At 66.8% G+C, this 20,167-nt stretch carries 15 protein-coding genes; 13 read left to right on the top strand and 2 right to left on the bottom strand.

Annotated elements, in window-relative coordinates; all coding sequences use genetic code 11:
- Window positions 1-4 precede the first annotated feature (4 nt).
- Genes MYL53_RS05350 through MYL53_RS05310 form a run of 9 tightly spaced genes read left to right on the top strand, consistent with a single transcriptional unit; the run spans window position 5 to window position 10,088 of the window.
- The gene (locus MYL53_RS05350; RefSeq protein WP_247852548.1) at window positions 5-1,336 is read left to right on the top strand and encodes a type II and III secretion system protein family protein; all 1,332 of its coding nucleotides are present in this window, start codon (window positions 5-7) and stop codon (window positions 1,334-1,336) included.
- Window positions 1,337-1,344: 8 nt separating this feature from the next.
- The gene (locus MYL53_RS05345; protein WP_282103418.1) at window positions 1,345-2,595 is read left to right on the top strand and encodes a TadA family conjugal transfer-associated ATPase; all 1,251 of its coding nucleotides are present in this window, start codon (window positions 1,345-1,347) and stop codon (window positions 2,593-2,595) included.
- Window positions 2,592-3,473 (top strand): type II secretion system F family protein, encoded by an 882-nt coding sequence (locus tag MYL53_RS05340; RefSeq protein WP_247852546.1) that lies wholly within the window; start codon window positions 2,592-2,594, stop codon window positions 3,471-3,473. Before MYL53_RS05345 ends, MYL53_RS05340 begins: the two co-directional genes overlap by 4 nt.
- A gap of 10 nt (window positions 3,474-3,483) precedes the next feature.
- On the top strand, window positions 3,484-4,404 hold the full coding sequence (locus MYL53_RS05335; protein WP_247852545.1) for a type II secretion system F family protein: 921 nt from the start codon (window positions 3,484-3,486) through the stop codon (window positions 4,402-4,404).
- Between the two features lie 13 nt (window positions 4,405-4,417).
- The gene (locus tag MYL53_RS05330; protein WP_247852544.1) at window positions 4,418-5,137 is read left to right on the top strand and encodes a tetratricopeptide repeat protein; all 720 of its coding nucleotides are present in this window, start codon (window positions 4,418-4,420) and stop codon (window positions 5,135-5,137) included.
- Window positions 5,138-5,159: 22 nt separating this feature from the next.
- Complete coding sequence (locus tag MYL53_RS05325; protein WP_247852542.1) at window positions 5,160-5,498, top strand: DUF3613 domain-containing protein; 339 nt, start codon at window positions 5,160-5,162, stop codon at window positions 5,496-5,498.
- 41 nt (window positions 5,499-5,539) lie between these two features.
- The gene (locus tag MYL53_RS05320) at window positions 5,540-7,189 is read left to right on the top strand and encodes a pilus assembly protein TadG-related protein (protein WP_247852540.1); all 1,650 of its coding nucleotides are present in this window, start codon (window positions 5,540-5,542) and stop codon (window positions 7,187-7,189) included.
- A gap of 41 nt (window positions 7,190-7,230) precedes the next feature.
- Window positions 7,231-7,659 carry a TadE family protein gene (locus tag MYL53_RS05315; RefSeq protein WP_247852538.1) on the top strand — a complete coding sequence of 143 codons (429 nt, stop codon included), beginning with the start codon at window positions 7,231-7,233 and terminating at the stop codon, window positions 7,657-7,659.
- 5 nt (window positions 7,660-7,664) lie between these two features.
- Complete coding sequence (locus MYL53_RS05310; RefSeq protein ID WP_247852536.1) at window positions 7,665-10,088, top strand: EAL domain-containing protein; 2,424 nt, start codon at window positions 7,665-7,667, stop codon at window positions 10,086-10,088.
- A gap of 79 nt (window positions 10,089-10,167) precedes the next feature.
- On the opposite strand, the gene MYL53_RS05305 is transcribed toward MYL53_RS05310, so the two are convergent.
- Window positions 10,168-11,229 carry a L,D-transpeptidase family protein gene (locus MYL53_RS05305; protein ID WP_247852534.1) on the bottom strand — a complete coding sequence of 354 codons (1,062 nt, stop codon included), beginning with the start codon at window positions 11,227-11,229 and terminating at the stop codon, window positions 10,168-10,170.
- A 175-nt stretch (window positions 11,230-11,404) separates the two neighbouring features.
- The gene (gene mfd / locus MYL53_RS05300; protein ID WP_247852532.1) at window positions 11,405-14,854 is read right to left on the bottom strand and encodes a transcription-repair coupling factor; all 3,450 of its coding nucleotides are present in this window, start codon (window positions 14,852-14,854) and stop codon (window positions 11,405-11,407) included.
- A gap of 182 nt (window positions 14,855-15,036) precedes the next feature.
- Here mfd and MYL53_RS05295 point away from each other — a divergent pair, with 182 nt between their 5' ends.
- The 4 genes from MYL53_RS05295 to MYL53_RS05280 all read left to right on the top strand — a co-directional run bounded on the left by MYL53_RS05295 (window position 15,037) and on the right by MYL53_RS05280 (window position 20,165).
- Window positions 15,037-16,500, top strand: coding sequence for a glyceraldehyde-3-phosphate dehydrogenase (locus tag MYL53_RS05295; RefSeq protein WP_247852530.1), 1,464 nt, complete (start codon window positions 15,037-15,039; stop codon window positions 16,498-16,500).
- Window positions 16,501-16,780: 280 nt separating this feature from the next.
- Entirely contained in the window at window positions 16,781-18,130 is a 1,350-nt protein-coding gene (locus tag MYL53_RS05290) for a Na(+)-translocating NADH-quinone reductase subunit A (RefSeq protein ID WP_247852529.1), read from the top strand.
- Window positions 18,130-19,356, top strand: coding sequence for an NADH:ubiquinone reductase (Na(+)-transporting) subunit B (locus tag MYL53_RS05285; RefSeq protein ID WP_247852528.1), 1,227 nt, complete (start codon window positions 18,130-18,132; stop codon window positions 19,354-19,356). Before MYL53_RS05290 ends, MYL53_RS05285 begins: the two co-directional genes overlap by 1 nt.
- Window positions 19,356-20,165, top strand: a complete 810-nt coding sequence (locus tag MYL53_RS05280) for a Na(+)-translocating NADH-quinone reductase subunit C (protein ID WP_247852526.1) — start codon at window positions 19,356-19,358, stop codon at window positions 20,163-20,165. Before MYL53_RS05285 ends, MYL53_RS05280 begins: the two co-directional genes overlap by 1 nt.
- The last annotated feature ends 2 nt before the right edge of the window (window positions 20,166-20,167 follow it).

Raw genomic sequence — 20,167 nt, 5'->3', positions numbered from 1 at the left:
GCCGATGGCGGCCGTCTGGCCGTGCCTGATGGCGCTGGTGCTTTCCATCCCGACCCTGTCCACGTTGACGCTGGCGACCTTGGCCTGGCCCACGGCGGCCCAGGCCCAGGAGGCAGGGCGTACGATCTCGCTGCTGGTGGGCGAGAACCGCCGTCTGGACTACGGCCGCGACATCGTGCGCACCGCGGTGGGCAGCGGCGAGGTGGCCGACGTGCGGGTGGTCAATGGCCGCCAGCTGCTGGTGACCGGTCTCGGCCCGGGGGTGACCTCGCTGAGCGTGTGGTTTTCCGGGCGGCGCACGCCTCAGGCGGTGACCCTCGAGGTGCGCCCGGCGGCGGCCCGCGGCCTGGAGGAGGAATACGAGCTGCAGGCGAGCGGGGGGCAGGCGTCGCTCTACGGCGAGACGCGCTCGCTGGAACGCCACGATCAGGCGCTGGCCCGCTTCGGCGATGCGCCGCCGCTGGACGCCACGCAGCAGTCCGGCCCGGTGCAGGTGCAGACCGATATCCGCGTGGTCGAGGTCAACCGCAGCCGGCTGCAGTCCTACGGCTTCTTCCTCGGGCGCAACAACGGCGGCAATACCCAGTACGCCGTCGGCCCCACCAACAGCGGCAGCAGCTATATTGACGACGGCAGCCTGGTGGCGCCGCTGAGCGAGGGCTTCTCGATCATCAGCGGCAACGACGACGGCTACCTGGGCGCGATCAGCGCCCTGCGCAACAACGGCTTCGCTTACACCCTGGCCGAGCCCAGCCTGGTGACGCTCTCGGGCCAGAGCGCATCCTTTCTCGCCGGCGGCGAGTTTCCCTATCCCAGCAACAGCAGCGACGGCGATGTCTCGGTGGACTTCAAGGAGTACGGCATCCGCCTGCAGCTGACGCCCACGGTGCTCGACGACCGGCGGATCATGCTCAAGGTGGCGCCGGAGGTCAGCGAGCTGGACTTCACCCAGGCGGTGCAGTCCAGCGGCATCTCGGTGCCGTCGCTGAGTGTGCGGCGCACCGATACCACCATCCAGCTCGGCGACGGCGAGAGCTTCATCATCAGCGGCCTGGTCAGCCAGTCCACCATGCAGAGCGTCGACAAGTTTCCCGGCCTCGGCGACCTTCCGGTGATCGGCGCCTTCTTCCGTTCGACGCAGTTCGAGCGCGACGAGAAGGAGCTGATCATGATCGTCACGCCGCATCTGGTGTCGCCGATCTCCGCCGGCGTCGAGCTCGACGACCTGCCCGGCGAGGCGCTGGGCCGCTACGATCCGAGCTTCCTGGAGCTGCTGTTCGATCCCCAGGACGCGCGCGAGATCGAGCGGCTCGGTGACGTCGGCTTTTCCCGCTAGGAGGTGATATGGGGAACTGGCGCTCGCTGACGCGACACAAACCGATGCCGGCCCGGCCGCAGCCGGATCTGACTGATGGCGCGATCCGCTCGGCGCTGCACCGCGAGGTGATCGAGCGCCTGGAGGACGACGAGGCGCTGTTCAGCGACGAGCCGTCGGCGATGCTGGTGCGCATCGAGAGCCTGGTGCGCGACTACTTCGACCAGCGCGGCGAGCATGTGCCGGTCGAGTCGCTGGAGGCGCTGTCGCGGGAGGTGCTCCATGAGGTCTCCGGCTTCGGACCGCTGCAGCCGCTGCTCGGCGACGACGATATCTCCGACATCCTGATCAACGGGCCGCACAACATCCTGGTAGAGCGCCGTGGGCGGCTGGAAAACGTCTCGGCCAGTTTCATCAACGACGCCCACGTGCTGCGCGTGGTGAGGCGCATGCTGGCGCCGCTGGGGCGGCGCCTCGACGAGTCCAGCCCGATGGTCGATGCGCGCCTGCCCGACGGCTCGCGGGTCAACGTGGTGATTCCGCCGCTGGCGCTGGACGGCCCCTGCGTGTCGATCCGCAAGTTCCGCCGCGAGGCCCTGACCAGCGAGTCCTTGATCGAGGGCGGGGCGGTGACGCCGGCGCTGATGGCCATGCTGCAGGACGCGGTGAGTGACCGGCGCAATATCCTGATCAGCGGGGCGACCGGCTCCGGCAAGACCACGCTGCTCAATATCCTCAGCCGTGACATTCCCCATCATGAGCGGGTGGTGACCATCGAGGACGCCGCCGAGCTGCAGCTCGGCAATAGCCACGTGGTGCGCCTCGAGACCCGGCCGCCCAACAGCGAGGGCGAAGGCGAGATCACCGCGCGTCAGCTGGTGCGCAATGCCCTGCGCATGCGCCCCGACCGGGTGATTCTCGGCGAGAGCCGCGGCGACGAGGCGCTGGACATGCTGCAGGCCATGAACACCGGCCACCTGGGCTCGATGAGCACGGTGCATGCCAACTCCGCCCGCGATGCGCTGGTGCGGCTGCAGATGATGGTGCGCCTGGCCGGCTTCGAGGGCAGTGACGGCCTGGTCAACCAGATCATCGCCACGGCCCTGGACCTGGTGGTGCACGTCACTCGCGACGGCCAGGGCCATCGGCACGTGGTCGAGGTGCAGCAGGTACGTGGCTTGTTCGACGGTCGAGTGGCGCTGGCCACGCTCTATCGCCACGAGGATCGCCGGCTGGCCGAGTCCATCGACTGGCACAAGCAGATCGAGGACGCCGCATGAGCGCCTGGCAACTGTGGTGCGTGACCATGGTGCTGCTGCTGCTGGCGGCCAGGCTGCTGTGGCGCAGCGCCAATCACGAAAGCGACAAGGTGCTGCGGCTCAACAAGCCCAGGCGGCGCAAGCGCCGCATGCCGTCGGAATCGCTGATGCAGTGGCTGCTCGACTATCTGCTGGCCGCCGGCGTGCACGCCACGCCGCGGGGGATCTGGATCGCCGGCGGGGTGATCCTGGTGGTGCTGATTCCGGCGCTGATGCTGTTCACGCCGCGCTTCACCGCGCCCGCGGTACTCGGCCTGCTGTTGCTGATCAACCTGATCCTGCGAGGGCGGGCGCAGCAGCTGCGCCGCCGCGTGCGTGCCCGGCTGCCGGGGTTCATGGAGCAGGTGGTGCGCGACCTCGGCACCGGGGCGACCATCGAGATCGCCTTCCGGCGCAACGGCGAGAGCGCCACCGGCCTGCTGCGCGAGGCCACCGCCCGGATCAACATTCGTCGCGAGCTGGGCATGGAGCTTCATGAGGCGCTGCGCCGCGAGGCCCAGCTGATCAAGCTGACCGAGTTCGACCTGCTGGCCACGGCGGTGGAGGTCAACCAGACCCATGGCGGCAGCCTGCGCGACATTCTCGGCAGCTTCATCGACCTGCTGCGCCAGCAGGAGAAGGGCCGCCGCGAACTGCGCGCCCTGACCGGCGAGACCCGGGTGACGGCCTTCGTGCTGGCGGCGGTGCCGGTGGCGATGGCGGCGTTCATGTGGTTCAGCAATCCCGAGTTCCTGGCGCCCATGCTCGAGAGCGGCGGCGGGCGCCTGGGACTGTGGGCGGCGTTGCTGCTCGAACTCGGCGGCTGCGTAGCGCTGTGGCGGATGCTCAAGTCGATCTAGGGAGAAGGTCATGGCATGGCTGATGATGAGTGCCCTGCTGTCGCTGGCGGCGGCCGGTATCTGCCTGAGGCTGGCCGGCATCGGCCAGCGCGAAGGCCAGGCAGAGCGGAGCGACACGCTGGCAGACGGGGCCCGCGGCGACCGGCACCGCCAGGTGGCGGCCCGGGAGGCGCGGCTGATGGGCAGCGGCCGAGTCATCTGGCGTCGCCAGACGCGCGGCCGCCCCTGGCTGGCCGAGCTGGCCCTGATCCTGCGCCAGGCCGGCTTCATCGGCACGCGCGCCCAGCTGCACCTGCTGCTGTCCGTGGCGCTGGTGGTGTTCGGCGTGTTCAGCGGCGGGGTGCTCTATGCGCTGCAGGGCGGGCAGGGCTGGTGGCCGGCGTTGACGACCGGCCTGGCGTTTGCCGCCCTGGCGGCGGTCGGAGCCTGGATCTGGGTCAAGCGCGCGCGGCGCAGCCGGGTGGCGCGCCTGGACGAAGAGGCCGACATGGTCATCCAGGTCACGCGCATGCTGTGGGAGTCCGGCATGACGCTGGAGGGCGTGCTGCGTGGTCTGATTCGCAACCTCGACGACTCCTGCCCGGAGAGCGTGCGCGAGCTGCGGCTGATCCTGTTGCGGATCGAGGCCGGCCAGGCTCGGGAAGAGGTGCTTGAGGAGCAGTCGGCGATCCAGGCCAGCGAGGGGCTCGAGGACCTGCTCAAGCTGCTGGCCCAGATTTCGTCGTCCGGCGGTGGGGCGCGCCGCGCCATGCTCGACCTGAGCCATCGGCTGCGCGACCGGCGCCGGATGCGCATCCAGGAGGCGGTGTCGCGGCTGTCGGGGCAGATGTCGCTGGTGATGATGGTGTTCCTGTTTCCGGCGCTGCTGATCGTGCTGGCCGGACCGGCGGTGATCAATCTGGGCGGTATGCTCCAGAGCCTGGGCAACTGAGGGGGGAAAGTGAATGACGCGGCGGACGATGCGCAGGAAGTGGCGGAACGGGCTGATTCCGCTGGCGCTGCTGGCGCTGACGGGCTGTGCCGGAGGCGTCGAGCCGATGGCGATGGTCGGCCTGGGTGGGGGCGAGGAGGCGAAGGACGTTACGGGCCCCTGCGGCGAACACTACAGCGCCGACATCGGGCTGCGCCTGGACATGATCCGCCAGCAGATGGAGCAGGGGCGTTCGCGCTCGGCGCTGGCGCATCTCGACGAGAGCGGCTTCGACTACGCCGAGGCCGCGCTGATGCGGGGCGATGCCCTGCGCGATGTAGGGCGGCGCGACGAGTCGGATGCCGTCTACGAGACCCTGGCGGGCGGCTGCCTGGCGGCCGATGCCTTCCATGGCATGGCGCGCAACGCGGTGGTGCGCGGCGATCGCCAGCAGGCGCTGGTGCTGATGCGCCAGGCGCGAGATGCGCGCCCGACCGACGCCGATATTCGCAACGACCTGGGCTACCTGCTGATGCTGGAGGGCGAGCCGCAGCAGGCCCGGGAAGAGCTGCTGACCGCGCTGGAGCTGGGCGGCGCCGGCCAGCGTGCCGCGTCCAACTTGGTGATGCTGATGATGCAGCAGGGCCGCGTGGTCGAGGCCGAGCGACTGGCCCGGCGCTACGATGTCGATGACGAGCTGGTGGCGCGCCTGCGTCGGCTGTCGAGCGGTGGCGCAGGCCCGGAACATGGATAACGTCGAGCAAGGAGGTGGCGCGATGCGTGCCAATGGAAGGAGCAAGCGGCTGCGGCCGTTGGGTGCCCTTGGGCTGGCGGTGGTGCTGGCCGCCCCGATGATGGCCTGGGGGCAGGGCAGCCAGCATATCGCGCAGACCGCGACGTCGCGCAGTGCGGTGCCGACCAGGGTCGCGCCCCACCAGACCGAGTTCGGCGAGCGGACGCAGCGGCTGCTCGATCTGCAGCGCAGCGGCCGGGTGGCCAGCCCGCGCCGGCAGACGCTGTCCGGCGAGGTGCAGACGCAGGCCTATCGGCGCTATGTCGAGAGCTTCTCGCAGCCGATTCCCGACCAGTACATCGACCTGAGCTTCGGTGAGTGATGGCGGCCTGCCGCGTCTACGGTCCGCGCCGGCAGCGCGGCGTGATCGGCCTGCTCGGCGTGATCGTGATGCTGCTGGTGGTGCTGTGCATCGCCCTGGCGCTGGATACCGGGCGGCTGTACATGGAAAAGCGCAATCTGCAGCGGGTGGCGGATCTCATAGCCCTTTCCGTCGTATCGAGTTGCCGCTATCTGGATGCATGCGATGAGAGTGATAGAGAGCAATATGCTTTGGAGGCGGCCCAAGACAATGACTATGCTCTGGAACTAGACAATGCCTCGGCGCAGGAGAGAGACAATCTCATACCGGGACAAATCCGGATAGAGGGTGAGCGGTATAGCTTCGACGAAAATTCCGCGGTTCATGATGCGGTCAAGGTAGAGTTGAGCCATCAGGTGCCTACAAGTCTGGTGGCTAATCTGGCAGCCTTGATGCCCGGCAGCGATATCGATCCCGAGACGTCTCTGCGAGCGTCGGCAGTCGCCAGGCAGCGTAACGGTACCGTGACGTTCAGTGTTGGTTCAGGCCTGCTGAAGGCAGATGAAAGCGGACTTCTCAAGATGTTGCTGGGGAATGATGCCATCGTCGATGCTCTAAGTTATGAAGGGCTCATTAATGTGTCTTTGTCCATTGCCAATCTTATTGATTTGGCCGCTTCGGCAGGCTCAAAAGATGGCCTTCTACAAGATGTTGAGCTGGAACTTGATAAAGTCGATGTGGCTGGCCTTGAGGCTGTTTCGTGTGCTGATGGTTCTTGTGATGCAGATACTGTGGCCAGTTTGCAGATTTTCAAGGACGCTATGGATGGTTTTTTAGAGTTGGGCCTTGAAGCGGTAAAGGTTGGGGATTTGCTTGCGGTAGATTCCACGACGCCAGCGGAAGCCTTGCAAGCTGAAGTGGGTTTGCAATCGCTTCTTCATACGATGGTGTTGATGGGGAATGGCCAGTTTTTGGATGTCGATAATTTTAAAGTAAATGTTGGCGCGCTCACCAACGTTGAGCTTTTGCTTGATGTTATCGAATCTCCTCGTATTGCCGTAGGACAGGCCGGCTGCCTGGATGGTGCAGAGGGGAACTGTCAAGGGGAGTGGATTACTGAAGCCAGAACGGTCCAACTGCGTGTCGGCATCGCCGGCTCTGTTCGTGTACCGCTAGTAGCCGATGTGAACCTTAAAGTTGGACTCTGGTCGGCTGGGGCTCGAGCAGGCATAGAACAGGTAAAAGGTGCTGAGGATGATGGTTATGAGTTAACAGTGTCTGCTTACAATCAGCCAGTTGATATTCGGCTTGGTCTCGATGTCAATACCCTTTCTGGCATAAGAATTAGCTCTGCAAGTTGGTCGGGCTCTGATTTGGATACCTGGCTGGGGATGCATGAGATGAGCTGGAAAGGGAGTGTGATGAACCCTGATCCAGGGGTGGTTGATTTTTCGAATGATGGTGAGAAGTCGATCGGTTTCTCGGGAGACGCTGAAAGTCTTTCCGATCAGCTTGCCAATGCATTGAGTCGTGAGATTCCGTCGAAAGTGGTGGGTATTTTATTGAAGCCTGTTAATTCATTGTTAAGCGATGTTGTGGCTGCCATGGTGTTAAATCCATTGCTTGGCGCTTTGGGTGTCCAGGTTGGCATGGCAGACGTGCGTATCATCGACGTGGAGCCCAGTCGAGGCGGCGGGGAGCTGGTGCTATGAGTTCGGCTCGATACCGGTCAAGGCGCAGGGAAAAGGGCTCGGTGGCCATCGAGTTTGCGATTATTTTCCCGCTGTTCCTGTTGATCTTCTATGCCATCGTCAGCTACGCGATCTGCTTTGCCGTAATGTTCACTCTTCATGGTCTTAGCTCGGATGCGGCTCGAGCCGTGTTGAGTATCGAGCGGACAGTGTTGTTCTCGAGTGATACAACAGCCGTTGAGCAGGAAATTACGGATGTTGTGAATCACTCATGGCTCAGCAGTGATGTGATCAGCGGATGTGTTGACGGTGATGGAAAGCGATATGAAATCATTGAAGGCAATGATCTGTTAAAGGTCTGCTTAGAAGTGCGTTTGACCGATGCAGACGGTGACAGCAGTAATGTTCTTGCCCTGCCACGCTTGAGCCTGCTGGGTATCACCGTGCCTCATCTGGACACTCTCTCTTCCACCTCGAGCATCCGCCTATGACGCCGATGAAGCGCTGGACGGGCGGTGGTCTTCTGGTTCTGACCCTGAGCTTGGCCGCTCCGAGCTGGGCCGCCACGACGCTGGCCATCGCGCCGGGGGAGCCGGGCGGGCGGTTGGATCGTGAGCTGCTGAGCGCGCTCGACGATCGCCTGGAAGCCCGAGACGGTCCGGGGGCGCTGCGCATCCTGTATCTGGAAGACGGTGAGGTCTCGACGGCCCAGCTGCGCGAGCGACTGGCGCGGGCCGGGCTGGATGACGTGGCCCGGGTGATCCTGCTGCATGACGCGGGCGTCTCGGCCTATCGGCGGCTGGAAGACGCCTCGCCGCAGCCGTCGCGGCGGCTGGTGGCCTATGGGGCCTTTTCGCCGCTCAATCGGCAGTGGCTGCGCCTGGCCGATGCCGGGCATCTCGACCTGCTGCCGGTGCTGTTTCGCGACCTGAGCTGGATTCGCCACGGCAGTGAGGCCAGGCGCCTGGTCGGCTGGGTGGCGCCGGGCTCGCCTCTGCTGGCGCTGGGCGATGCCCTGCTCGACGGCCAGCAGCGGCTGGACGCGCTGAGGGTGCTCGGGCGGGACACGCCGGTGGCCGCGGACGATTCGGCGCAGGTGCTGCTCGCCCTGCCGGGACGGCTGCAGCGCCGGCTGGCGGGCGATCTGCTGGGTGGCGGGCGCGGCGCCTGGTGCCTGATGCCGGAGTGGCTGGCCGACGGCTGCTACGGTGGCGTGCAGCCTGAGACGGCCGGCGTGGCCGATGGCCTGCTGCGGCTGCTGGGGGAGGGCGGCGAGGCCACGGCGCCGGCCTCGCCGCGCCTGGACTACGCCGCCCGCGGGCAGCTGTCTGCGTCGCTGCGCGACGAGGTGCGCTACGTCAACGTACCGGCCGCCGAGGCCAGCCGCCGCAGCCTGGCCGAGCGCCTGCTGATCGGGGCCCTGGTGCTGGGCGGTGGTGCGGTGATCGCGCTGGGGCTGGCGCTGGGCGTCGAGCGCCGGCGTCGTCGACAGCGCGAGCGTTTCGGCTTCGACGCGCTGACCGGTCTGCCGGGCCGGGCACGGCTCGAACGGCGCATGCAGCGCTACCTGAGCCATCGTCATCCGTTCCAGCTGTGCTGGATCGGCTTCGACCTGCTCGACGGGCTGCAGGATTCACTGGGCGCAGAGGGCGCTCGCGAGGCGCTCAAGCGGATCGCCAAGCGGCTGCGCCGAACCGTGCGCGGTGAAGGCTATGTGGTGCGTCTCGAGGACGATGTCTTCGCCGTGATGAGCTTCCTGCAGGCGGACGAAGCCGGCGAGTCCCCGGCCGGCATGGTGTTCGCCGAGCGCCTGCAGGAGAGCCTCTCCGCGCCCTTCCACGTGGGTAACGCCGATCGGCTGCTGCTGCCGCGCATCGGCATCGCGCGCTCGACGGACGACAAGACGCCGTTCGATATGCTCGAGGAAGCGCAGGGGGCCGCCCGCCAGGTGTTGCGCGGCGGCCAGCGCCGCCCGCGTGAGCTGGTCGCCGAGGCGGTGGCGCCCGAGGAGCGCTGTCTGGCCCTGGCCGAGTCGCTGGCGGGGATGACCAGCGAGCAGCTCGCCGAGCAGCTGACGCTGGAAATCGAGCCGCGCTTTCTGCTGGCGGATCGCCGCTGCTGCGGCGGCGAGTTCCGCGCGCGCTGGCAGCATCCGCGATGGGGCAACGTGCCCAAGAAGGAGCTGATGCGGCTGGCCGAGACGGCGGGGCGGCGTGCGCTGCTGGACCGCGCGATCGGTCGGCTGGCGATAGAATGTCTGGCCTCGTCGGGGTTGCCGCTTGTGGTGGCCTCTGGCGGACCGCACTCCGCGCGCCCGCTGTGGACGCTGCCGATCGGCGTGGCCCAGATGGTCGATACGGCTTTCATCGACGCCTTGGCCGAGCGTTGCGCGGCGCTGAACGTGCCGACCGGCTGCTTGGAGCTTCAGTGGCACGGCGCGGAGCTGGGGGAATCCTGGCCCTTGCAGTCGGCGATCCGCTACTGCCGCGAGCGCGGCTTCGGTGTGGCGCTCAAGGGGCTGACGCATACGCGTCAGGCGCTGGATGCCATCTTCCGCCAGCCGCTGTCGCGCCTGGTGCTCGAACCGCGCCTGCTGCGCGGGGTGCCCAGTGACCAGTCGTCGATTTTGATGATCAAGAGTTTGCGCGACATGGCCAAGCTGGGCGGACGCCACATGACCGTGACGGGCGTCGCGTCGTCGGAACAGCTGCTGGCGATTCGAGGAATGAATTTCGTCTCGGTGCAGGGGCCGCTGTTGGGCTTGGTGCAGGCGCCCGAGGCGCTGGCGGCGAGCCTGTCGGGCGCGGCCTCACCGCAGACCGGTGGGGAGCCGGGCGAAGACGCGAGCAGTAGCATGGCGCGCGGGGAGAACGCTCATAGCCGCGTCGCCGGAGGCGGCGCGGAAGAAGACGAGCGGTAGCGCTGACGACGAGCGATGCTGGCGGTAGAGACGACTGGGCCCGGCGATTGCCGGGCCCTGTGCGTTTGCGGCGGGAGCGTCAGCCCTGGGAGGGCTCGGCCGGCCCGGTGTCGGCGACGACCAGCTCCAGCTGGTCGTAGAAGTGCGGCGCGGGCTCGGGGGCCGGCTCGGGCTTCGGCGGAGCCTCGAGCGCCACCGGCATGCCGCCCGGGACCTCCACGACCTCGCGCAGGCGGGCGTAGTCTACCGGGTAGTCGAGCCCCTCGATGCTGGCGTCCACCTGGTCCAGGGCCTCGGTGACGCGCTGGATGGTGGTGCCCTGCTTGTCATCCAGATAGGGATAGGCCTGGACGTAGAGGGTGCCGTCGGACCAGCCCAGCTTGAAGCTGTCGTTGATGATCCGCACCTGGGTGCCCACCGAGACCTGATCGAACAGGGTCTCGACGTCTTCCGGCAGCATCCGCACGCAGCCGTGGGAGACGCGCATGCCCACGCCTTCCGGCTTGTTGGTGCCGTGGATCAGGTAGCCCGGGATGCCGAGCCGCATCTTGCGCGTGCCCAGCGGGTTGTCGGGGCCGGCCGGGACCACGCTGGGCAGGCTTTCGCCGTTGGCGGCATGCTCCTGGCGGATGGACTCGGGCGGATACCAGGCCGGGTTCTTGATCTTGTCGGTGATGGTGGTGACCCCCAGCGGCGTTTCCCAGTCCTGGCGACCCACGCCGAGCGGGTAGGTCTCGACGATGCGCGACTCGCCGTCCTCGGCCGGGGGGTAGTAGTAGAGGCGCATCTCGGCAACGTTGATCACGATGCCCTCGCGCGGCGCGTCGGGCAGGATGAACTCGCCGGGAATCGTCACCTCGGTGCCTTCGCCGGGATACCAGACGCTGACGTCCGGATTGGCACGCACCATGGCGCGATAGCCGATGCCGTATTCGTGGCCGATGTCGATCAGGGTGTCTTCCTTCTCGGCCTCGACGGTAAACACCTTGCCGATCACGTCGCCTTCCTCGGGCAGCCGATAGTAGCCGCGAGGCAGATCCTCGTTGGCCTGCAGCGGAGCGGCGAGGGCGGTGGTCAGCCCGATCAGCAGTGTCGCGCGGGCCAGGCCGCCGCGTAGGGGAGCAAAGGTCATCTTGGTCATGTCTCGAATCGGATTCGTCAGGAGGCGACCCCATCCGTGGGGATCGACCATGGCGTTAGAGTGCCCGAGGTGGCGGCGGTTCGCCAGTGGGCTGTCGGGTGAGGCGTTGAGTGCAAGGGGTGAGGAGAGGGTGGCGGGCCCTTTCACCTCGCTCCTCACCCCTCACCGTGCCCGGCTATGCCGCCTCAGCCTTGCGATTGAACAGATCGAGCAGTTCCTCGACCGCTTTGAAGCGGGCTTCCTGGTCGGCCATGTCGGCCTCGAAGCGCATGGTGTCGGCGCCTTCCAGGCGGTAGCGGTCGGGCTGGCGCTGGATCAATTCCACCAGGGTCAGCGGGTCGACGCCCGTGTGGCCGGCGAAGATCACCCGACCTCGCTCGGGGCCGGCCTCGAGGCGGGCGATGCCCAGCCGCTCGGCGCGCTGGCGCAGGCGGGTCTGGCGCAGCAGTGTCTTGACCGGCGCCGGCAGCAGGCCGAAGCGGTCGATCATCTCCACCTGCAGTTCCTTGAGCTCGGCCTCGGTCTCGGCGCCGGCGATGCGCTTGTACATCACCAGTCGCTGCTGGACGTCGTGCAGGTAGTCGTCGGGGATCAGCGCCGGCAGGTTGAGGCTGACCTCGACGCCCTCGTCGAGCGGCGCCTCGATATTGGGTGTCTTGCCCTCGCGGATGGCCTTCACGGCGCGGTCAAGCATCTGCATGTAGAGGCTGTAGCCGAGCGCCTCCATCTGGCCGCTCTGCTCCTCGCCGAGCAGTTCGCCGGCGCCGCGAATCTCCATGTCGTGGCTGGCCAGGGTGAAGCCGGCGCCCAGGTCCTCGGCCTGGCCGATGGCCTCCAGGCGCTTGACCGCATCACGACTCATGGCCCGCGGCGGCGGGGCCAGCAGGTAGGCATAGGCCTGGTGGTGGCTGCGGCCGACCCGGCCGCGCAGCTGGTGCAGCTGGGCCAGGCCGAACTTGTCGGCGCGCTCGATGACGATGGTGTTGGCGCTCGGCACGTCGATGCCGGTCTCGATGATGGTCGAGCACACCAGCACGTTGAAGCGCTTGTGATAGAAGTCCGACATCACCCGCTCCAGGGCGCGTTCGGGCAGCTGGCCGTGGGCCACGCCGACCCGCGCCTCCGGCACCAGTTCGCGCACCGTCTCCGCGGCGGTCTCGATGGTCTTGACCTCGTTGTGCAGAAAGTAGACCTGGCCGCCGCGCAGGATCTCGCGCAGGATCGCCTCCTTGATCACCGCCTCATCGCGCTGCTGGACGAAGGTCTTCACCGACAGCCGGCGGGCCGGCGGGGTGGCGATGATCGACAGGTCACGGATGCCGCTCATGGCCATGTTGAGCGTGCGAGGAATCGGCGTGGCGGTGAGCGTGAGGATGTCGACCTCGGCCCGCAGGCCCTTGAGACGCTCCTTCTGTGCGACGCCGAAGCGGTGCTCCTCGTCGATGATCAGAAGGCCCATCTTGGGGAAGCGCATCGACTTGGACAGCAGCTTGTGGGTGCCGATGACGATATCGGCCTGGCCTTCCTCGATGCGCTTGGCGGCCGCGCTCTGTCCCTGGCCGCCGGTGAAGCGCGAGACCAGCTCGATGTTCACCGCGGTGTCGGCGAAGCGGTCGCGAAAGTTCTCGAAGTGCTGGCGAGCGAGCAGGGTGGTGGGTACCAGCACGACGACCTGCTGGCCGGAGTGCACCGCCAGGAAGGCGGCGCGCATCGCCACCTCGGTCTTGCCGAAGCCGACGTCGCCGCAGACCACGCGGTCCATGGGGCGCGGTGCGATCATGTCGCCGACCACCGCGTCGATGGCGGCGCGCTGGTCGGGCGTCTCCTCGAAGGGGAAGCTGGCGGCGAAACGCGCGTACTCGGCGTCCGGCGCCTCGCAGGCGAAACCTTCCCGGGCCTCGCGGCGGGCGTAGACGTCGAGCAGCTCGGCGGCGGTGTCGCGGATGCGCTCGGCGGCCTTCTTCTTGGCCTTGTCCCACTGCTCTGAGCCGAGCTTGTGTAGCGGCGCCAGCTCGTCGTCGACGCCGGCGTAGCGCGAGATCAGGTGCAGGCTGTCCACCGGCACGTAGAGCCGGGCGCCGTCGGCGTATTCCAGGGTGACGAACTCCGCCGCCTGGCCGCCGGCCTCCAGTGTCTCGAGGCCCTTGTAGCGGCCGACGCCGTGGGCCTGGTGGACCACCGGCGCGCCGGGCTTGAGCTCGGCCAGGTGGCGGATCGCCAGCTCGTTGTCGTCGGTGGCCTTCTCGCGGCGGCGGCTCTGGCGCACCACCTCGCCGTAGAGCTCGGTCTCGCCGATCACGGCGATATCCGGCGACGTGAGCCACAGGCCGGCGTCGATGGTGCCCTCGGTGATGGCGGTGCGCTGGTCACTGTCGAGGAAGGCGGCGAAGTCGTCGACGTGGGGCAGGGCCAGGTTCAGCGGCGCCAGGGTCTCCTCGAGCGCCTCGCGGCGGCCGCGGGACTCGGCAACGAACAGCACCCGAGTGTCGGCGTGCTCGGCGAGAAACGCCTCGAGCTCGGCCAGCGGGCGCTTGGCCCGGGCGTTGACCGGCAGGGCCGGGGCCGGCCGGGCCGCCGGCGCCACGGCGTGGCGATGCTTGGCGTCGTCGGTGAGCTCGACCCGCGGATGACGCTTGATGGCGCCGAACGCCTCGGCCACCGGCACGAAGGCGCGGTGCGGCGGCAGCAGCGGCCGGGTCGGATCGACGCCCAGGTTCTCGTAGCGGCTCTCGATGGCCGCCCAGTGGTGCTCCGCGGCCTCGAACACGCCGGGCAGCAGCGCCACCCGAGTGCCGTCGGCCAGGTGCTCGAACAGCGTCGCCGTTTCCTCGAAGAACAGCGGCAGGTACTGCTCGAGGCCGGGGGAGGGGATGCCCTTGAGCGCATCGACGTAGAGCGGACACTGGCGCGGGTCGACGTCGAACAGTGTCTCGAAGGCCTCGCGGAAGCAGGCGATGGCGCCTCGCGACAGCGAGTACTCGTGGGCCGGCAGCAGCTCGACGCGCTCGACCCTGTCGGCGCTGCGCTGGGTGTCGGGATCGAAGTGGCGCAGGGTGTCGATCTCGTCGTCGAACAGGTCGATGCGCAGCGGGGCGTCATAGCCCATCGGGAAGAGGTCGATCAGCGCGCCGCGCAGGGCATACTCGCCGGGTTCATAGACGGTCTCCACGGCGCGGTAGCCGGCGCGCGACAGGCGGTCGCGGAAGCCTTCGCGGTCGAGCGTGGTGCCCACCTCGAGGGTCATCACCCGGCCGGCGATGTAGTCCACCGGCGGCAGGCGCTGCATCAGGGTGTTGATCGGCACCAGCACGATGCCGTGCTCGCCGTCCTGCAGCCGGCGCAGGGTGCGCAGCCGGGCCGAGACGATGTCCTGGTGGGGCGAGAAACTGTCGTAGGGCAGCGTCTCCCAGTCGGGGAAGGGCAGCACCGGCAGCCGTGAGTAGAAGGCCAGGTCGTCTTCTAGGCGCTGGGCGGCGGCGGTGTCGGCGGTGATCACCAGCAGCGGGGCATCCTCGGCGAGGTGTGCCAGGGACAGGGCCGTGGCGCTGCCGGGAGGCGTCTGCCAGTAGAGCGTGTCGCGCAGGCCCGTCGGGCGGGGCGGGTCGAGAGGCGAGAAGGTCGGCATGGGCGTCGCTTGCGTCGTGTCCAATGGGTGACTGGGGGCATCATAACAGCCCGGCCCCGTCATGTAGTGAAACCCGAATTCCTGTAAATCCCCTACAGCGTCTGCGACCATCCCGTGATTGCCCCGCCGTGGCGGGCCTCGGATAATGCCCTCCGAATCTCAACCCCACGGAGAGGCCCCACGTGAGTCAGCAATCCCTCGATACCGTCTTCCAGGACTGGCACGACAACCAGGCGCTCGCCGAGCAGATGATCCCGATGATCGGCAGCCTGTACCGCCACAACAACGTCGTGACTACCCTGTACGGTCGTTCGCTGTTCAATCGCAGCGTGATCCGCATCCTCAAGGACCACCGCTTCGTGCGCAAGATCGAGGGCACCGAGCTGTCCGTCCAGGACACCTTCCCGCTGGTCAAGGCCATGACCCAGCTGAACCTGGGGCCGGCCCACGTCGACGTGGGCAAGCTGGGCGTGGCCTTCAAGCAGCAGGGCGGCGGTGATGCCGAGGCCTTCCTGCGCACGGAGCTCTCCGAGATCGTCGACGGCCACGACGCCGACACCGGCAACGGCAAGTCCAAGGACGTGGTGCTCTACGGCTTCGGCCGTATCGGCCGCATCCTGGCGCGGGTGCTGATCGAGAAGGCCGGCGGCGGCAATCTGCTGCGCCTGCGCGCCATCGTGGTGCGCGGCCGCGGCGATATCGCCAAGGACCTGGAGAAACGCGCCAGCCTGCTGCGTCGCGACAGCGTCCACGGCCCCTTCGACGGCACCATTAGCGTCGACGCCGAGGCGCGCACCCTGACCGCCAACGGCAACGTCATCAAGGTGATCTACGCCGACTCGCCGTCCGACGTCGACTACACCGAGTACGGCATCGACAACGCCGTGGTGGTGGACAACACCGGCATCTGGCGCGATGAGGACGGCCTCAGCCAGCACCTGGCCTGCAAGGGCGTGGCCAAGGCGCTGCTGACCGCGCCGGGCAAGGGCGACGTCAAGAACATCGTCTACGGCATCAATCACCAGGACATCACCGCCGACGACCGCATCATTTCGGCCGCGTCCTGCACCACCAATGCCATCGTGCCGGCGCTCAAGGCGCTCAACGACGAATACGGCATCGTCCACGGTCATGTCGAGACGGTGCACTCCTATACCAACGACCAGAACCTGATCGACAACTACCATAAGGGCGATCGCCGCGGCCGCAGCGCGCCGCTGAACATGGTGCTGACCGAGACCGGTGCCGCCAAGGCGGTCGCCAAGGCGCTGCCGGAGCTGGGCGGCAAGCTGACTGGCAACGCCATTCGCGTGCCGACGCCCAACGTCTCCATGGCGATCCTCAACCTGACGCTGGAGCGCGAGACCGACGTCGAGGCGCTCAACGACTACCTGCGTCGCATGTCGATCGACTCCCAGTACCAGAAGCAGATCGACTACGTCGATTCGCCCGAGGTGGTGTCCACCGATTTCGTCGGCAACCGCCATGCCGGCATCGTCGATGCCAAGGCGACCATCGCCAACGGCAAGCACGCCGTCCTCTACGTATGGTATGACAACGAGTTCGGTTACAGCTGCCAGGTGATCCGCATCCTGCAGCACATCTCCAACGTCGACTTCCTCAAGCTGCCCCGCACCCACGGCTGAGTGCCTGCGCCCCGGCTACGGCCGGGGCTTTACGCCAACTTCCTCTCCGTCAACGCCTTTCTCACCCTTCTGCGACACTTCGTCACTTGCCGACGATGGCTTTGTGCGACCTTTCGGCAGGTAGTCATTCCAGCGCCTTCTCTTTATAATACGAGGGATTTTTTCGGGGTGGTTCGAGCTCGCCTCGGGCCCGACTGGTTACATTCTGAACAAGACACAAGAATCCGATCCAATCACACCCCTTTCCTTCGTATATCAGATCCATCAACTGGGCGAGACTATGATCGAAGTCAAGAAAGGCCTGGATCTCCCCATCACGGGAGCCCCGGAACAGCGTGTCGAAGACGCGCGTCCGGTGCGCCACGTGGCGGTTCTCGGCACCGACTATATCGGCATGAAGCCGACCATGGAGGTGCGCGAGGGGGACAAGGTCAAACTGGGCCAATTGCTCTTCACCGACAAGAAGATCGACGGCGTTCGCTTCACGGCGCCGGCGGCCGGTGAAGTGGTTGCCATCCACCGCGGCGAGAAGCGCAGGCTGCTGTCGGTGGTGATCAAGGTCGACGACACCGAGGAAGCGGTGGAATTCGCCACTCATGGTCGCGACACGCTGGGCTCCCTGGAGCGTCAAGGCGTCGTCGACCAGCTGGTTGAATCCGGTCTCTGGACCGCGCTGCGCACCCGTCCCTTCTCCCGCACCCCCGCCCTCGACAGCGTGCCGAGCGATATCTTCGTCACCGCCGTCGATACCCATCCGCTCGCCGCCGACCCCGCCGTGGTCCTCCAGTCCGAGGCACAGGCCTTCGAGGATGGCCTCAAGGTGCTGACGCGCCTGACCGAAGGCAAGGTGTTCCTGTGCGGCGCCCCGGGCGCCGACCTGCCCGGTGGCGACGTTCAGGGCGTGCAGACCGAGACCTTCGGCGGCCCGCATCCGGCCGGCCTCGTGGGCACGCACATTCATCATCTCTCGCCCGTGGGTCTGCAGAAGAGCGTCTGGCACGTCGGCTACCAGGACGTCATCGCCATCGGCAAGCTGTTCACCGAAGGCAAGCTCGACGTCAGCCGCGTGGTGGCCGTGGGTGGTCCGCGCGCCGAGAAGCCGCGGCTGCTGCGCACCCGCCTGGGGGCCAGCACCGAAGAGCTGCTGGCCGGCGAGGTGCGCGAGCCCGACGACACGCGCGTGATCTCCGGCTCGGTGTTCTCCGGCTTCACTGCCGAGGGCAGCCTGCGCTACGTGGGTCGCTTCAACACCCAGCTCAGCCTGCTCGAGGAAGGCAACAAGCGCAGCTTCATGGGCTGGCTGTCGCCGGGGGCGAACCGCCACTCCGTGCTCGGCATCTACCTGTCGCGTATCAAGGGCCTCAAGAACTACGCGCCGACCACGTCGACCAACGGTTCCGAGCGTGCCATGGTGCCGGTGGGGGCCTACGAGGAAGTGATGCCGCTGGACATCCTGCCCACCCAGCTGCTGCGCTCGCTGATCGTCGGCGACATCGAGACCGCGATGCAGCTCGGTTGCCTGGAGCTGGATGAGGAGGACCTGGCGCTGTGCACCTACGTGTGCCCCGGCAAGTACGAGTATGGTCCCATCCTGCGCGATAACCTCACCATGATCGAGAAAGAGGCCTGATGATGGGTATCCGACAGACACTCGAGAATCTCGAGCCGCACTTCCACAAGGGCGGCAAGTACGAGAAGTTCTATCCGCTCTTCGAGGCGGTGGACACCATCTTCTATACGCCGCCCAGCGTCGCCAAGACCACGGCCCACGTGCGTGATGGCATCGACCTGAAGCGCATCATGATCACGGTGTGGTTCTGCACCTTCCCGGCCATGTTCTTCGGCATGTGGAACGCCGGCTGGCAGGCCAACGTGGCCATCGCCGACGGCTTCGGCGCCGCCGGCGGCTGGCGCGAGGCCATCGTCATGACCCTGGCGGGCGGCCACGATCCGGGTAGCCTGTGGGGCAACTTCGTGCTCGGCGCGACCTACTTCCTGCCGATCTACCTGGTGACCTTCGTGGTCGGCGGCTTCTGGGAAGTGCTGTTCGCCATCAAGCGCGGCCATGAGGTCAACGAGGGCTTCTTCGTCACCTCCGTGCTGTACGCGTTGATCCTGCCGGCCACCATCCCGCTGTGGCAGGTGGCGCTGGGCATCACCTTCGGCGTGGTGATCGGCAAGGAGATCTTCGGCGGCACTGGCAAGAACTTCCTCAACCCGGCGCTGACCGGTCGTGCCTTCCTGTACTTCGCCTATCCGGCGCAGATCTCCGGCGACTCCGTGTGGGTGCCGGCCGACGGCTACACCGGCGCTACCGCGCTGTCTACCGCCTTCCAGAACGGCATGAGCGCGCTGACCGACCAGTTCAGCTGGTGGGACGCCTTCCTCGGCTTCATCCCGGGCTCGGTGGGCGAGACCTCGACGCTGGCGATCCTGATCGGCGCGGTGGTGCTGCTGTGGACCAAGATCGCCTCCTGGCGGATCATGCTGGGCGTGTTCCTGGGCATGGTGGCGACCAGCCTGCTGTTCAACCTGATCGGCTCCGACAGCAACGCCATGTTCGCCATGCCGTGGTACTGGCACCTGGTCGTCGGCGGCTTCGCCTTCGGCATGGTGTTCATGGCCACCGATCCGGTATCCGCCTCCATGACCAATCCGGGCCGCTTCATCTTCGGCGCCCTGATCGGCGTGATGACCGTGCTGATCCGCGTCGTCAACCCGGCCTTCCCGGAGGGCATCATGCTGGCGATCCTGTTCGCTAACCTGTTCGCCCCGCTGATCGACCACTTCTTTGTTCAGGCCAACATCAAGCGCCGTCAGCAGCGCACCGGTGTGCCGGCCGAGGAGACCGCCTGATGGCACAGAGCAACAACTCCATCAAGAAGATCCTGACGGTGGCGTTCGCACTTTGCATCGTGTGTTCGGTGATCGTCTCCACCGCCGCGGTGGGTCTGCGCGCCAAGCAGGAGCTCAACCAGGAGCTCGACCGCAAGTCGAACATTCTCGACGTGGCGGGGCTCTACGAGCCCGGCATCGACGTGGAGAAGGCCTTCGAACAGGTCACGCCGCGGGTCGTCGACCTGCGTACCGGTGAGTACACCGACCAGTTCGATCCGGCGTCCTACAGTGGTTTCCAGGCCGCCAAGGATCCGGCGCAGTCCCGCACCCTCTCCGGGGAAAAGGACATCGCCGGCCTGTCGCGCCAGGAGGACTACAGCACCGTCTACCTGGTGGGTAACCCGGACAATCCCGAGCAGGTCATCCTGCCGATTCGCGGCCAGGGGCTGTGGGGGCTGATGCGCGGTTACCTGGCGGTGAAAGGCGACGGCAACACCATTCAGGGCATCACCTTCTATTCTCACTCCGAAACCCCGGGTCTCGGCGGCGAGGTCGACAACCCGCGCTGGAAGGCCAAGTGGGACGGCAAGGAGATCTTCGCCAGCAAGGACAGCGTCGAGCCGGCCATCGCCCTCGTGAAGGGCGGCGCCAGCGACGCGACCGAAGTCGATGCCCTGTCCGGTGCTTCCCTGACCAGCAAGGGGGTGACCAACCTCCTGCAGTTCTGGCTGAGCCCCGAGGGCTTCGGCGAGTATCTCGCCCGGTTCCGCAACGGCGTCACCAGCGACGCCGTGCAGGAAGCGTCCACCGACACTGAAGGAGCCTGATG

It is taken from the genome of Halomonas getboli, from assembly GCF_023094245.1.
In the GTDB taxonomy this organism is placed as follows: domain Bacteria; phylum Pseudomonadota; class Gammaproteobacteria; order Pseudomonadales; family Halomonadaceae; genus Halomonas; species Halomonas getboli.
This window is presented reverse-complemented; position numbering and strand designations above follow the sequence as displayed.

Bases quoted from the DNA above. Each gene is read 5' to 3' on its own strand.
- MYL53_RS05325 (WP_247852542.1), top strand. From the start codon at position 5,160: ATGCGTGCCAATGGAAGGAGCAAGCGGCTGCGGCCGTTGGGTGCCCTT.
- MYL53_RS05305 (WP_247852534.1), bottom strand. From the start codon at position 11,229: ATGACCAAGATGACCTTTGCTCCCCTACGCGGCGGCCTGGCCCGCGCG.
- mfd (WP_247852532.1), bottom strand. From the start codon at position 14,854: ATGCCGACCTTCTCGCCTCTCGACCCGCCCCGCCCGACGGGCCTGCGC.
- MYL53_RS05280 (WP_247852526.1), top strand. From the start codon at position 19,356: ATGGCACAGAGCAACAACTCCATCAAGAAGATCCTGACGGTGGCGTTC.
- MYL53_RS05340 (WP_247852546.1), top strand. From the start codon at position 2,592: ATGAGCGCCTGGCAACTGTGGTGCGTGACCATGGTGCTGCTGCTGCTG.
- MYL53_RS05330 (WP_247852544.1), top strand. From the start codon at position 4,418: ATGACGCGGCGGACGATGCGCAGGAAGTGGCGGAACGGGCTGATTCCG.
- MYL53_RS05290 (WP_247852529.1), top strand. From the start codon at position 16,781: ATGATCGAAGTCAAGAAAGGCCTGGATCTCCCCATCACGGGAGCCCCG.
- MYL53_RS05350 (WP_247852548.1), top strand. From the start codon at position 5: ATGGCGGCCGTCTGGCCGTGCCTGATGGCGCTGGTGCTTTCCATCCCG.
- MYL53_RS05335 (WP_247852545.1), top strand. From the start codon at position 3,484: ATGGCATGGCTGATGATGAGTGCCCTGCTGTCGCTGGCGGCGGCCGGT.
- MYL53_RS05285 (WP_247852528.1), top strand. From the start codon at position 18,130: ATGATGGGTATCCGACAGACACTCGAGAATCTCGAGCCGCACTTCCAC.
- MYL53_RS05345 (WP_282103418.1), top strand. From the start codon at position 1,345: ATGGGGAACTGGCGCTCGCTGACGCGACACAAACCGATGCCGGCCCGG.
- MYL53_RS05310 (WP_247852536.1), top strand. From the start codon at position 7,665: ATGAAGCGCTGGACGGGCGGTGGTCTTCTGGTTCTGACCCTGAGCTTG.